Genomic DNA, 13,471 nt, shown 5'->3' with positions numbered 1-13,471 from the left:
GGCTAGCCTGACCGCGTGGCACCCGCACCTCTTCCGGAATCCGCCCCGGTTCCGACGACCGCCCCCGCGCTCCGCTCCGCACCGACGTCGGTGACGCCCTCGCCCCCCGCCCCCGCCTCGATGGTGACGATCCTCGTCGGCTTCGCGGCCGCCGTCGTCGCCCTGGTGGGACTGCACCTCGGCCGCGAGTTCCTCGGCCCGCTGCTGCTGGGCGCGGTGATCGTGATCATCTGCCACCCCGTGCGGCACCCGTTCGACCGGCGTGGTTGGCCCAGGTGGGCGGGGACGACCGCCGTCGTCCTGGTGGCCTACGTGATCCTCGCGGTGCTCGCGCTGCTGCTGACGTGGGCGGGCCTGGAGTTCGTCGACCTCGTCGTGGAGTACTCCGACGAGCTGCAGGACTCCGCGCAGGGGCTGCTGACGTGGGTCGAGGGTCTCGGGTTCGGGTCGCAGATCGCCGACGCGATCTCGAACCTGCTCGAGCCGTCGTCGATCGTCTCGTGGGCGTCGCCGCTGGGCGGGGCCCTGCTGGGCGTGCTGACGGGGTTCTTCCTCGTGCTCGCCTACGTGATCTTCATGGCCGTCGACGGCGCCCGCTACACCGGTGCCGAGCGCACCTACGGTCTCGAGCGCGCCGCCACGGTCGCGCGGTTCCGCGACTACAACGGCGCGGTGCGCCGCTACTTCACGGTCAACGCGACCTTCGGTGCCGCCGTCGCGGTGATCGACGGCGTCGCGCTGTGGATGCTGGGCGTGCCGGCCGCGGCGGTGTGGGCCGTGCTGTCCTTCGTCACCAACTTCATCCCGAACATCGGGTTCGTGCTCGGCCTCGTGCCGCCGGCGGTGCTCGCGCTGATGGTCGGCGGGTGGCCGCTGATGCTCGCGGTGATCGCGGTCTACTGCGTGGCGAACGTGGTGCTGCAGGTGCTGGTCCAGCCCAAGTTCGTCAGCGACGCCGTCAGCCTGAGTCTGACGCTCAGCTTCTTCTCCGTGCTGTTCTGGACCTTCGTGATCGGCCCGCTGGGCGCGATCCTGGCGATCCCGCTCACGCTGCTGGTGCGCGCGGTGGTCCTCGAGGGCGATCCGCGCACGACGTGGCTGCGCTGGCTGACGGGCGACCACGCCGTCGCTCCCGTCGCCGTCGCGGCAGCGGCGGCCCGCGACGCGCAGCGCGAGCCGGCCGAGCGCGAGGCGGCGCAGGAGGCCGAGGCGGCCGAGCGCGAGGCGGAGGCGGCCTCCGGTGCGGCCGGCGCAGCGGCGCTGCTGGCGACCCCCGCCCCGGCGGAGGCGCCGCCGTCGCCCCCGGAACCGCGGGACTGAGCAGCCCGCCCTCCCCGCGAGCAAGCCTCAGGGGTCGTTATCAGCGCGATAACGACCCCTGAGGCTTGCTCGGCGGGTGGGGTGGGGTGGGGTGGGCGCTGGGTCAGCGGGCGCCGACGAAGTCCTGGATCGCGATGACGGCCGCGCCGCGCGCCCAGGCGGCGAGGCCGCCCTCCTGCACCGTGATCGCCACGGTTGCCGCGCGCGGGTCGCGGTCGGCGGCGACGGCGTCGCGCACCACCTGTCCGGCCACGTCCATCAGTGGCGCCCCCTCGCCGCCGATCACCACGAGCTGCGGCATGGTGATGTTCGCGACGAGGGCGACGAGCTTTCCGAGCACGCGGGCAGCGTCCTCGACCACGCGGCGGGCCGCGGGATCGCCGGCCCCCGCGAGCGCGAGGACCTCGCCGTGGGTCAGCGCGCGGCCCAGGGCGACGGACGCGGCAGTCGTCAGCGCCGAGGTCGTCAGCACCGCGTCCGCGCAACCGCGGTGGCCGAGGTGGCACACGGGTCCGAAGGGGTCCAGGGGGAGGTGGCCGACCAGTCCCAGCCCGACGTCGTCGTCCATCACGATGCGGCCGTGCGTGACGAGGCCCAGCCCCGTGCCCGCGCCGATCGTCACCAGCGCGAACCGGTCGCGCCCGCGCGCCTCGCCGAACCAGTGCGTCGCCTCCGTGATGGCGACGACGTCGTTGCTGAGCACCGGGGCGCGGCCGAGGCGCTCGGCCAGCAGCGCGCCGAACGGCACCTCGTTCCAGTCGAGGAACGGGCCGTGGCGCACGGCGGTCGCGGTGACGTGTCCGCCGACGCTCACCCCGACGCGCGCGGCGCCGTCGCCGAGCCTCGTCACGAGGTCGGCGACGACGTCGCTCACCGCGGCCGGATCGGCCGACGGCAGGTCGGCGTCGGCGCTGCGCAGCACCTCGGCGCGCACGGTCGTCCGCACCGCGTAGGCGTGGTCACCGGTCACCTTGACGCCGACGAACTCGAGTCCGTCGCCCACGACGTCGAGGGGTTGCGAGGGGCGCCCGAGCCTGGCCTCGTCGACGACGGCGGAGGCGCCGGCCGCCGACGCCGCGCCGGCCGCTCCGGCATCGGTGAGCACACCCTCGTCCATCAGGGCCTTCGTGATGCGCGTGAGGGTGCCCGGGGTCAGGTCGAAGCGGCGCGCGAGCTCGGCGCGGGAGAGCGGCCCGTGCAGCAGGACCTCCTGCGCGACGCGCAGCGCCGTGCCGGTCGCCGCCGTCCACGCCGGGCGCGCCGGGTTCCTCGCCTCGAGCACCGTGACCCCCGTTGGTTGTGTGGACCAATCAAAGCACGTAAGTTGCGTCGTGCAAGTAAAGCGACAGTGAGGTCACCATGACGACGACGTACACCCACCTGCGAGCCGCGGGCACCAGCCTGCTCCTGGCCACGGGGGAAGCCCTGCCCCGCGTGCTGCACTGGGGCGCCGACCTCGGCGACGTCGATGCGGCCGCCGCCGCGGAGATCGAGCGGGCGAGCGTCATGCCCACCGTGTCCGGGACGGCCGACCTGCCCTACGACCTCTCGGTGCTCCCCGAGCAGTCCGCGGGCTGGCTCGCGACGCCCGGCATCACCGGCCACCGCGCCGGCGCCGACTTCTCCACCGCGTTCGCCCGGACGGGCCTCACCGTCACCGGCGAGGGAGTCGACTCCAACGGTGCACCGCTGGCGGGCACCGTCGTCGTCGAGGCGGCCGACCGGGCAGCCGGGCTGAGCCTGACCTGGACGCTCGAGCTGACCGCGCACGGCCTCGTGCGCACCCGCACGGCGCTCACCAACACGGGCGTCGGCGCGTTCGACCTCGCCACGCTCGACGCCGTGCTGCCGCTCCCGCGCGAGGCCGGCGAGATCCTCGACTTCACCGGCCGGCACCTGCGCGAGCGCAGCCCGCAGCGGCACACGGTCGTCGCCGGCACGCACCTGCGCGAGATCCGCCGGGGTCGCAGCCACGACGGCACGCTCCTCATGCTGGCCGGCGCACCCGGCTTCGGCTACCGCACCGGCGAGGTCTGGGGCGTGCACGTGGCCTGGTCCGGCAACACCCGCACGTTCGCCGAGCAGGAGATGCCGAGCGGCCAGCGCGTCATCGGCGGCGGCGAGCTGCTTCTCGCCGGCGAGGTCAGGCTCGCCGAGGGCGAGACCTACACGAGCCCGTGGCTGCTCGCCTCCTTCGGCGAGGGCATGGACGAGCTCTCGGCCCGGTTCCACGGCTACCTGCGCTCGCGTCCGACGCACCCGACCACGCCGCGCAGGTCGCTGATCAACGTGTGGGAGGCCGTGTACTTCGACCACGACCTCGACCGCCTCACAGCGCTCGCCGACAAGGCGGCGCAGGTCGGTCTCGAGCGCTACGTGCTCGACGACGGGTGGTTCCGCCACCGTCGCGACGACACCGCCGGTCTCGGCGACTGGTACGTCGACGAGGGCGTCTGGCCCGACGGTCTCGACCCGATCGTCGACCACGTCACCGGCCTGGGTCTCGAGTTCGGGCTCTGGTTCGAGCCCGAGATGGTCAACGAGGACTCCGACGTCGCCCGCGCCCACCCCGAGTGGATCCTCCGGGTGCCCTCGCGCCTGCCGCGCCGCGCCCGCAACCAGCAGGTGCTCGACCTGTCCAACCCGGACGCGTGGCAGTACATCTACGACCGCGTGCACGCGATCCTCGCCGCGCACCGCATCGGCTTCGTGAAGTGGGACCACAACCGCGACCTGTTCGACGCCGGTCGGCAGGCCACGGGCGGCGCCGGGGTGCACGAGCAGACGCTCGCCACCTACCGGCTGCTCGCCGCGCTGCGCGAGGCCCACCCCGACGTCGAGTTCGAGAGCTGCTCCGGCGGCGGCGGACGTGCCGACCTCGGGATCCTCGAGCTGACCGACCGCATCTGGACCTCGGACTGCATCGACCCGCTCGAGCGCCAGACGATCGAGGCCGGCACCGGCCTCATGGTCCCGCCCGAGATGATGGGCTCGCACATCGCCTCCCCGCACTCGCACACGACCGGACGCCGCCACGACCTCAGCTTCCGCGCCGCGACGGCGATGTTCGGCCACCTCGGCGTGGAGTGGGACCTCACGGCCGCGAGCGAGGACGACCTCGCCGAGCTCGCCACGTGGATCGCGGCCTACAAGCAGCACCGCGACCTGCTGCACCACGGCGTGAGCATCCGCAGCGACGACCCCGACCCCGCGCTGCGGGTGCACGGCGTGGTGGCGAGCGATGCGCGAAAGGCGATCTTCGCCGTCGTGCAGCTCACGACCGGCGTGACCCACCCGCCCGGTCGCGTGTGTCTGCCCGGCCTCGACCCGGCGCTGCGCTACCGCGTGACGCCGCTCGCCCCCGGTGACGTGCCCGGTCCGCGCACGGGCCGCGAGGTCCCCGCGTGGTGGACCGACGGGGTCACGCTCACGGGTCGCGCCCTGGCCACGGTCGGCCTCCAGGCCCCGAACCAGCACCCCGAGCACACGGTGCTGCTGCACCTCGCAGCCCGCTAGCCACGTCCCGGACCCGCGAGAGCGACCCGTCGGTCGCGAGGACGACGCCTGGGGCGTCGCCCTCGCGGCGTACGGGTCGCTCTCGCGGTCGGGGCCGGCGAGCCCCGGCGACCCCCGGCGGGCTCAGGCGGCGGCGCGCGCCTCGTGCTCCTGCAGCGCTCGCTTGACCTCGAGACCGTAGTAGAAGCCGCCGAGGCCGCCGTCGGTCCGCACGATCCGGTGGCACGGCACGACGAGCGCGACGAGGTTGCGCGCGCAGGCGCTCGCGGCGGCGCGCACGGCGGCGGGACGACCGGCCGCCGTCGCGAGCTGCGTGTAGGTGACCGGGTGGCCGGGGCGCACCTGCCGCATCGCCTCCCACGCGGCGGTGAAGAACTCCCCGCCCGGCTGCTGGACGGCGATCTCCCCGAGGGCGTCGAGGTCGCCGACGGTGTAGCGCGCGACGGCGTCGCGCACCGAGGCCGGACCCTCGCCCCTGGCGATGCCGCGCCGGTGCAGCGCCGCCCCGAGCCGCGGCAGGTTCTCCTCGTGGTCGAGCCAGCCGAAGAGTCGGACGACGCCGTCCTCCGGGGTGATGACGGCGTGCGCCTCGCCCGCGGGCGTGGGGTAGGTCGCGAGGACCAGCGGCTGCGTGGTGTCGGGCGTGCTCGTGCTGGTCATGCGTAGACCTCCTGGGTCCAGAGATGCTGGAGGGCGTAGGAGCGCCACGGGCGCCACGCCTGGGAGAGAGCCTCCGCCGCGGCGGGGGTGAACTGCTTCAGCGGCGTGCCCGTGTACCGCGCGAGGGACTTGCGCAGCACGAGGTCGCCCGGCAGGAACGCGTCGGGGTCGCGCAGCGCGCGCAGGTTGACGTAGTCGGCGGTCCACGGTCCGATGCCGCGCAGGGCGAGGAGACGCTCGCGCGTGGTGGCCGGGTCGACGCCGGGGTCGAGGCGCAGACCGTCGGCGATCGCCGTCGCCAGGGTGTGGACGGTGCGGGCGCGCGCCTGGGTGAGGTTGGCGGCGTCGCGGATGGCCTCGGGGCCGGCGGCCGCCAGGACCTCGGGGCGGGGGAAGGTGCGCAGGGCGACCTCGCCGTCGCTCGAGCCGGGGTGGTCGGCGGCGTGCACGGCGCCGTCGACGTCGGCCGGCGCGATCGGGGTCCCGAACGTCGCCGCGATGCGCGACTGGAACACCCGCGCCACGGCCACCGACACCTGCTGCCCGAGCACCGCGCACACGGCGACCTCGGGGCCGTCGAGCGAGCCGAGCACACGCAGGCCCGGCCGGGCCTCGACGAGCGGACCGAGCAGCGGGTCGGCACCGAGGTGCTCGGCCACGAGGGCGGGATCGGCGTCGAGGTCGAGCCAGCGGCGCACGCGCGTCATCACGGGCATGAGGTCGGTCAGCGTGGTCAGGCGGAACGTCGCCGCGAGGGGCGCGGTGACGACGTCGGCGCTCGGATCGAGCTCGAGGTGCACCACGGCGGGTCCGGTCGGTGCGTCGACGACGCGCGTGTGCCCCCCGCCCGCGTCGATGCGTTCGACGCCGCCGATCGCGTGGGCGGCGAGCGTGGGGCGCAGCGGTGCGAGCGCGATCGGGCCGCGGTAGGCCAGGCGCAGCGCGATCGACGGCGCCCCCGTGGCCACCTGGCCGTCGGGAGTGCGCCGGTCCGACGAGGGCTGCGTCGTCGTCGCCGTCGTGCTGGCCGCCGGCCGCCGGAAGACGCGGGGTGCCGCGCCGAACTCGGCGAGCATGACGTCGTTGAACTGGCGGATCGAGCCGAACCCGGCGGCGAAGGCGACGTCGGTCAGCGACATCGCCGTCTGCTCGATCAGGGTGCGGGCGGCGTGCGCGCGGCGCGTGCGCCCGAGCTGCTGCGCCGAGGCGCCGACCTCCGCGAGGAGCATGCGGTGCAGGTGACGCTCGCTGACGGCCAGTCGGCGGGCGAGTCCCGCGACGCCGCCGTCCTCGAGCGCACCGTCGGCGATGAGGCGCACCGCGCGGGCGACGAGGTCGCCGCGCACGTCCCAGTGCCGGGTGCCGGGCAGGGCGTCGGGGCGGCAGCGGCGGCACGCACGGAAGCCGGCGGCGACGGCGGCGGCCGCCGTCGGGAAGTACTGGCAGTGGTGGGGGAGCGGCGTGCGGGCCGGGCACGAGGGCCGGCAGTAGATGCCGGTCGTGACGACGCCGAGGTACAGCCGGCCGTCGAAGCGGGGGTCGCGGCCGGCGACCGCGCGGTGGGCGGCCTCGGCGTCGACGGGCAGGTGCATGCGTCCAGTGTGCCCCCGCCCCGCCGTCGGGACTAGCGGTGATCGGACACGGCGGTCGGGCCCACCCCACCCCCACCGCGAGGTAGACCCGTTCGAGGCGACACAGACCCTGGCGGGGTCGGTGTCGCCTCGAACGGGTCTACCTCGGGGGAGGGGAAGGGGCGGGGCGGGTGGCCCGCGTCAGGAGGTGATGTCCGCCGTCGTGAAGCGTGCCCACGCGAGGCTGCCGAAGATCGCGACCCATGCCGCCTGCAGGGCCAGGCCCTGACCGAGCAGCGACCACGAGACCTCGAACCGCAGGAACTCCGCGAAGTCGAACCAGTGGTGCGTCAGCAGGAAGGGGTGGATCGCGGACAGCTGGGGCAGCGAGTCGAGCACCGTCGAGACGATCGCGACGACGACGGTCGCCGCCATCACGCCGACCGGCACCTCGGCGAGGGTCGAGAAGAACAGCCCCACCGCGACCAGCCCGGTCAGCGACATCGCGACGTACCCCGCGACTCCGAGCATGCGGAGCACACCGTCGGTCAGCGGGATCGTCTGCCCGGACAGCAGCGTGAGGTCGTCGAACCCGAACAGCAGACCACCCGCCAGCAGCGCCGCGGCCGTCACGAGCGCGACCGCCACGAGCATGAACGTCATCGCCGCGAGGGCCTTCGCCACGAGCAGCGTGCCGCGCCGCACCGGCACGGTCAGCAGGTAGCGCAGCGTGCCACCACCGGCCTCACCGGCGATCGCGTCACCCGCGGCGATCGAGGTCACGAGCGGCAGCAGGAACGGCGTGCACAGGAACAGGGACGTGACGACGAGGAACAGCCCGTTCCCGCCGATCCGGTCGATGAACCCGGGTCCCTGACCCGCGTACGCGCTGTCGCTGACGATCGCCAGCACGATCCCGAGCAGGATCGGCACGGACGCGAGCAGCGCCAGCAGGAGCTGGTTGCGGCGCCGGCCGAGCACGAGGCCCAGCTCGCTGCGCAGCAGGCGGCCGAACGCGCCCCGACGGCGGGTGGGCGCCTCGGACGCCTCGGACGCCTCGCGCACCTCGGGCCCGGCGGCGGTCGTGCGCGACGTCGGCGCCTCCGCGGCGTCGGGTGCGGCCGTGGCCTCAGCGTGCGACATCGAATCCCTCTCCGGTCAGCTCCACGAACACGTCCTCCAGGCTCGGGCGGTCGGTGCCGATCCCGAGCACCAGGACGTCGGCAGCGACGAGCGCGGGCGCCACGTCCGACAGCGACGCGCCTCCCAGCGTCGCAGTCACCGTGACGGCGCCGTCGCCGAGGTGGTCGGCGTCCTCCACCGATGCCGCCTCGGAGGCGGAGGACGGATCGACGCCGGCCAGCCGCGCGAGAACCCGGCGCGCGCCGTCGACGTGATCGCGCAGCGTGGTGATCACGACCCGCTCGCCCGACTGCCGCCCACCGGACGTGACGACGTCGCGCTCGCCCTGGACGAGAAGCTTGCCGCGGCTCATGACACCGACGTGCGTGCACACCTGGTCGATCTCGGCCAGCAGGTGCGAGGACACGAGCACGCTCGCGCCGTCCTCGGCCAGCTCGCGGATGAGGTGGCGCACCTCGCGCGTGCCCTGCGGGTCGAGGCCGTTGGTCGGCTCGTCGAGGATCAGCAGGTCGCGGGGCCGCAGCAGCGCGGCCGCGAGGCCGAGCCGCTGCTTCATCCCGAGCGAGTAGTTGCGGTACGGCTTGGCCGCTGCGGCCGACAGCCCGACGCGCTCCAGCGCCGCACCGATGCGTGCCTTCGAGGTGCGGGGGTCGGCGGTCATGTCGACGGCGTCGAGCCGGTCGAGGTTGCGCCGGCCCGTGAGGTAGGGCTGGAACGCCGGCCCCTCCACGAGGGCGCCCACCCGTGGCAGGACGGCGACGGCGGAACGCGGCATCGCGCCGCCCAGGACCAGCGCCTCGCCCGAGGTGGGCTGGACGAGGCCGAGCAGCATGCGGATCGTCGTCGTCTTGCCCGACCCGTTGGGTCCGAGAAAGCCGTAGACGGCGCCGCGCGGCACCTCGAGGTCGATGCCGTCGACGGCGACCTGGCCGCTGCGGAACTTCTTGGTCAGCCCGCGCGTGCGCACGACGGCGTCCCCACCGGTGGTGGGGACGCCGTCGTGATCACGCTCGGTGAGCGTCGAGCTCACGCCAGCCCGGCGGCGGCGAGCAGCGTGTCGGTGGGCACGGAGCCCACGAACACGCGGCCGTCGTCGGTGACCAGCGCGCTCAGCAGGGCGCTGGTGAACAGACGCCCGCCCTCGACGGGGGTGGTGAGCTGGTCGTACAGCGCGGTCGCGTCGAGCGAGAACCCGCCGTCCGCGGCGCTGCCGCGGAACTCCTCGGCGAGGTCCTCGGCCGGACGGCCGGCCCACGGGGAGGCGGGGAGGTCCGCGGCGTCAGCATCCACGTCACCCGAGAGCAGACCCGCGACGTCGACGCCGGACTGCTCCACCACGGTGGCCCAGCCGAAGCCGCTGATGCTCGTGCCCTCGGGCAGGAAGCCCGCACCCGGCGTCAGGGCGCTGGGGTCGAGGGTGCTGGGGTCGAAGTCCTCGGGGAGGACCGGGACGTCACCCTCGGTGCCCTCGGCAGGTGCGGTGGCGGCGGCGAGGTCCTCACCGGTGACGACCTTCTCCTCGACGGTCGCGCCGTCGGGCGTGGAGAAGGCGAGCGCGGCGTCGCTGGGGGCGTCCATGCTGACGTCGGTGAACGCGACCTCGAGCGCGGGGGCGCTCGTGTCCATGCTGCTCCACGCCTGGTAGGACAGCGGGACGTAGGTCTCGCCGTCGAACGCCACGACGATCCTGTCCACGAGCGTGTCGTCCGTGAGCGGGGTGATCTCGAGCTGGTAGGCGTCGCGCCCGGCGACCACGACGTTGTCGTCGAGGGTGACCTCGGAGGTCATGCTGGCGAACGCGAGAACCTGCTCGGCGAGCGCCTCCGGCGTCGGGATGGAGGCGGGGTCGACGGCGTCGGCCCGTGCCTGGGCATCGGCCTTCGCGGCGTCGAGCTGGGCGGTGGCGGCGTCGTCGAGGCTGACGTGCACCACGGCGTTCTTGGCCGAGGAGTAGGTCCACGCCTCGGGGCCGTCGACGACGGCGGAGTACTCCGACGTCGTGCCCAGCAGCGAGACGCGCGAGCGCTCCGCGCCGTCGGTCCAGACGCGGATCGTGGAGGAGCCCGACAGCAGGTTGAGGGGATCGGCGCCGCCGGTCATCTCGGCGGGGAGCTCGGGCAGGCCGAGGCGCGCGGTGTAGACGGCGGTGCCGGACATGGCGGTCGGCTCGGCCTGGGCCACGGCGGCCAGCAGGTCGGCCGGCGTGGTCTCGGGCAGCTCGTCGGCCGAGGCGGTGGCGAGGGCGGGGATCGCGAAGGCGGTGCCCACGGCCACGGCGGTGGCGGCGGGGACGGCCCAGCGCAGACGCTTGTTCTTCATGGTGTCCACTGTGCGCCCCGCCGGCTGAGGAAACGCTGAGAGATCGCACCGTGCTCGCGGCCCCTCGGGAGCGGGTCGCGCGATCTCCCGGTGCGATGCTTGCGGACATGCGCATCCTGGTGGTCGACGACGAGCGCACCCTCGCGCGCTCGATCCAGCGCGGGCTCGTGGCCGAGGGGTTCGCGGTCGACCTCGAGCACGACGGGACCGCCGGCTACGAGCGTGCGCGGTGGGGCGACTACGACGCGATCGTGCTCGACATCATGCTGCCGGGACGCAACGGGTACGACGTCGTCACCGCGCTCCGGGCCGAGGACGTGTGGACCCCCGTGCTGCTGCTGTCGGCCAAGGACGGCGAGCACGACGTCGCGGACGGTCTCGACGTCGGCGCCGACGACTACCTGACCAAACCGTTCTCGTTCGTGGTGCTGGTGGCGCGCATCCGCGCGATGGTGCGGCGTCCCGCGACGCCGCGGCCGGCGGTGCTCGCCGTCGGGGCGCTGGAGCTCGACCCGAGCACGCGGCAGGTGCGCGCGGGCGGGCTCGCGGTCGACCTCACGGTGCGCGAGCTCGCGCTGCTGGAGTACCTGATGCGGCACCACGAGCGCGTCGTCGGCAAGGTCGAGCTGCTCGACCACGTCTGGGACGGCGAGGGCGAGGACGTCAACGTGGTGGAGCAGTACGTCGGCTACGTGCGGCGCAAGGTCGGGCGCGCGGCGATCGTGACCGTCCGGGGCGCCGGCTACCGGGCGGTGGGCTGATGCGCTCGACCCTCCGGCTGCGCCTGACGCTGCTGACGGCAGGGGTCCTCGCGATCGCGCTGACGGTCGGCGCCGTGCTGCTCGTGCAGCTGCTGGAACGGGGACGGATCGAGGCGCTCGACGACGCCGCGACCGCCCGCGTGGCCACCGTGGCGGACCTGGTGCGCACCGATCGGCTGCCCGACGCGCTCGGCGTCGCCCAGCCGGGTGAGGTGGTCCAGCTGCTCGCGCTCGACGGCGGCGTGGTCGCGACGTCGTCCAACGCCTCGCTCACGCTGCCGGTGGTGTCGGCCGACGTGCGGGCGGAGCTCGAGAAGCTGTCCGGCGCGGGTGCGGACGGCAGCTCGGGCGACGCCGATCCGCGGGATCCGATCGTCGTGACGGCGAGGAGCTCCTACGCCGGTCAGGCGCGGGTGGCGGCGCTGCTCGCGACGCTGCCCGGCGAGGCGGGCGGGGCGGGCGACGCCGACGGCTCGGGGGCCGCTGCCCCGACCCGCGTGCTGGTCGTCGCCGCCGTCCCGCTCGGCGACGTCTCGGCCACGGTGCGTGCGCTCGGGCTGTCGCTCGCCGCCGTCGTGCCGGTGCTCGTGCTCGGGCTCGGGGCGGTCGTGTGGCTCGTGCTCGGTCGCGCGCTCCGGCCGGTCGAGGAGCTGCGCGTGGCGGCGGACGACGTCGTCGCGGCGGGCGGTCCCGGATCGCTGCCGGTACCGCGGTCGGGGGAGCTGGCGGCGCTCGCGACCACGCTGAACGCGATGCTGGACCGGCTCGACGGTGCGGTCGCGTCCGCCCGGGCCGCGGCGGACTCCGCGCGCGGGGCGGCCGAGCGGCAGCGCGCGTTCGTGGCCGACGCCGCGCACGAGCTGCGCTCGCCTCTCGCCTCGCTCGGCACGGCGCTCGAGGTCGCCGCGACGCATCCCGACTCCTACCCGCGCGAGGAGCTCGTGACCGACCTGCGCTCCGACGTCGCGCGCATGCAGGTGCTCGTGGAGGACCTGCTGCTGCTGGCGCGGCTGGGGTCGCGGCCGCTGGCGCGCGAGGCGCTGGCGCTGGGGCAGGTGGTCGCGGCGGCCGTCACGGAGGTCGGTGGCGAGGTCGACGTGGTCGGCGACGGCGCCGCCCTGGGCGACGCCGTCGCGACGACGCGCGTGCTGCGCAACCTGCTCGCCAACGCCGCGCGGCACGCGCGCGCGACCGTGGCGGTGACGGTGGCCGACGGCGCGGTGACGGTCGACGACGACGGCGCCGGCATCCGCGAGTCCGAGCGCGAGCGGGTGTTCGAGCGGTTCGTCCGGCTCGACGAGGCGCGCGAACGCGATGCCGGCGGTTCGGGGCTCGGCCTCGCGATCGCCCGCGAGCTGGCGCGCGAGCAGGGCGGCGACGTCATGCTCGCCACCTCTCCGGCCGGCGGCCTCCGCGCCACGCTGCGCCTCCCGACCCGCTGATCCGCGAGGCACTTTGGGGCGTTTGCGAGGAGCTTCCCGTGCTCCCGATCACCAGGTGCCCGGCGCGACCTCCAGCGGCGGGGTCGACGGCGCAGGGTCGGTCCGCAGTCGGGCGTGCGTCTCGACGTCGAACCGCTCGCCCCCGTAGGCGAGCTTCGCCCGCTCGACGCCCTCGGCCACGAATCCGGCACGGGTCGCCACCGCGCACGAGGCCGGGTTGTTGACCCGGTGCCCGAGCTCGAGCCGGAACAGGTCCTCGCCGTCGGGATCGAGCGCACGGGCGGACAGAGCGACGAGCGCACGCGCGGCGAGCCCCCGGCCGCGCACTGACGTCCCGACCCAGTAGAAGGCCCACGCGGTCCCGTGGCGGCGGTCGACGGCGCTCAGCCCCACGTTCCCGACCGCGATGCCGTCGAGGACGATCGCGAGGTTCCGCCCGCCGTCGTCCGACGGCGCGAGGTGCTCGGCGATGAAGGCCGCGCAGGCAACCTCGGTCGCGAGCGCGGCGACGGGCAGCTGCGTCATCAGGTCGGGGGTCGTTGCGACGGCGGAGCGCAGCGCTGCGGCGTCATCGGCTCGCCAGGGGCGCAGCAGAGGCGTGGGCACCCCGCCATGGTCGCTGCTCGGAGGAGGTGAGGGCCAGCGGATTCCCGCCGACGACACGACCGCCGCCGCTGTGAGCGGCGCGCCCGGCCATCCCGTCGGCGGGGACCGGCGAGCCGCGCCGACACGCCGACGC

11 protein-coding genes are annotated in these 13,471 nt (G+C 74.8%); 4 read left to right on the top strand and 7 right to left on the bottom strand.

Annotated elements, in window-relative coordinates:
• Positions 1-15: 15 nt before the first annotated feature.
• Positions 16-1,320, top strand: coding sequence for an AI-2E family transporter (locus SERN_RS04220; RefSeq protein ID WP_233251448.1), 1,305 nt, complete (start codon positions 16-18; stop codon positions 1,318-1,320).
• A gap of 103 nt (positions 1,321-1,423) precedes the next feature.
• Here the strand turns inward: SERN_RS04220 and SERN_RS04215 are convergent, their stop codons facing one another.
• On the bottom strand, positions 1,424-2,602 hold the full coding sequence (locus SERN_RS04215; protein WP_135848807.1) for an ROK family transcriptional regulator: 1,179 nt from the start codon (positions 2,600-2,602) through the stop codon (positions 1,424-1,426).
• A 77-nt stretch (positions 2,603-2,679) separates the two neighbouring features.
• On the opposite strand from SERN_RS04215, the gene SERN_RS04210 reads away from it, so the two are divergent.
• A complete protein-coding gene (locus SERN_RS04210) occupies positions 2,680-4,836 on the top strand; it encodes an alpha-galactosidase (protein WP_135848806.1) in 2,157 nt (718 codons plus the stop codon).
• A gap of 123 nt (positions 4,837-4,959) precedes the next feature.
• On the opposite strand, the gene SERN_RS04205 is transcribed toward SERN_RS04210, so the two are convergent.
• From SERN_RS04205 to SERN_RS04185, 5 genes are all read right to left on the bottom strand, one after another.
• Positions 4,960-5,496, bottom strand: coding sequence for a methylated-DNA--[protein]-cysteine S-methyltransferase (locus SERN_RS04205; RefSeq protein ID WP_135848805.1), 537 nt, complete (start codon positions 5,494-5,496; stop codon positions 4,960-4,962).
• A complete protein-coding gene (locus tag SERN_RS04200; protein WP_135848804.1) occupies positions 5,493-7,088 on the bottom strand; it encodes a DNA-3-methyladenine glycosylase 2 family protein in 1,596 nt (531 codons plus the stop codon). Before SERN_RS04200 ends, SERN_RS04205 begins: the two co-directional genes overlap by 4 nt.
• A gap of 180 nt (positions 7,089-7,268) precedes the next feature.
• On the bottom strand, positions 7,269-8,210 hold the full coding sequence (locus tag SERN_RS04195) for an ABC transporter permease (RefSeq protein ID WP_135848803.1): 942 nt from the start codon (positions 8,208-8,210) through the stop codon (positions 7,269-7,271).
• Entirely contained in the window at positions 8,197-9,240 is a 1,044-nt protein-coding gene (locus tag SERN_RS04190) for an ABC transporter ATP-binding protein (RefSeq protein WP_135848802.1), read from the bottom strand. Before SERN_RS04190 ends, SERN_RS04195 begins: the two co-directional genes overlap by 14 nt.
• Positions 9,237-10,529, bottom strand: a complete 1,293-nt coding sequence (locus tag SERN_RS04185) for a LolA family protein (protein ID WP_135848801.1) — start codon at positions 10,527-10,529, stop codon at positions 9,237-9,239. The genes SERN_RS04190 and SERN_RS04185 overlap by 4 nt, the downstream gene beginning before the upstream one ends.
• Positions 10,530-10,636: 107 nt before the next feature.
• On the opposite strand from SERN_RS04185, the gene SERN_RS04180 reads away from it, so the two are divergent.
• Both SERN_RS04180 and SERN_RS04175 read left to right on the top strand, forming a co-directional pair.
• Positions 10,637-11,290: a response regulator transcription factor gene (locus tag SERN_RS04180; protein ID WP_135848800.1), complete on the top strand. Its 654-nt coding sequence runs from the start codon at positions 10,637-10,639 to the stop codon at positions 11,288-11,290.
• Positions 11,290-12,732 (top strand): sensor histidine kinase, encoded by a 1,443-nt coding sequence (locus tag SERN_RS04175; protein WP_135848799.1) that lies wholly within the window; start codon positions 11,290-11,292, stop codon positions 12,730-12,732. The genes SERN_RS04180 and SERN_RS04175 overlap by 1 nt, the downstream gene beginning before the upstream one ends.
• 48 nt (positions 12,733-12,780) lie before the next feature.
• Here SERN_RS04175 and SERN_RS04170 read toward each other — a convergent pair whose 3' ends face one another.
• Entirely contained in the window at positions 12,781-13,338 is a 558-nt protein-coding gene (locus SERN_RS04170; protein WP_135848798.1) for a GNAT family N-acetyltransferase, read from the bottom strand.
• Positions 13,339-13,471 lie beyond the last annotated feature (133 nt).

This window comes from Serinibacter arcticus, from assembly GCF_004786095.1.
Classification (GTDB): domain Bacteria; phylum Actinomycetota; class Actinomycetes; order Actinomycetales; family Beutenbergiaceae; genus Litorihabitans; species Litorihabitans arcticus.
This window is presented reverse-complemented; position numbering and strand designations above follow the sequence as displayed.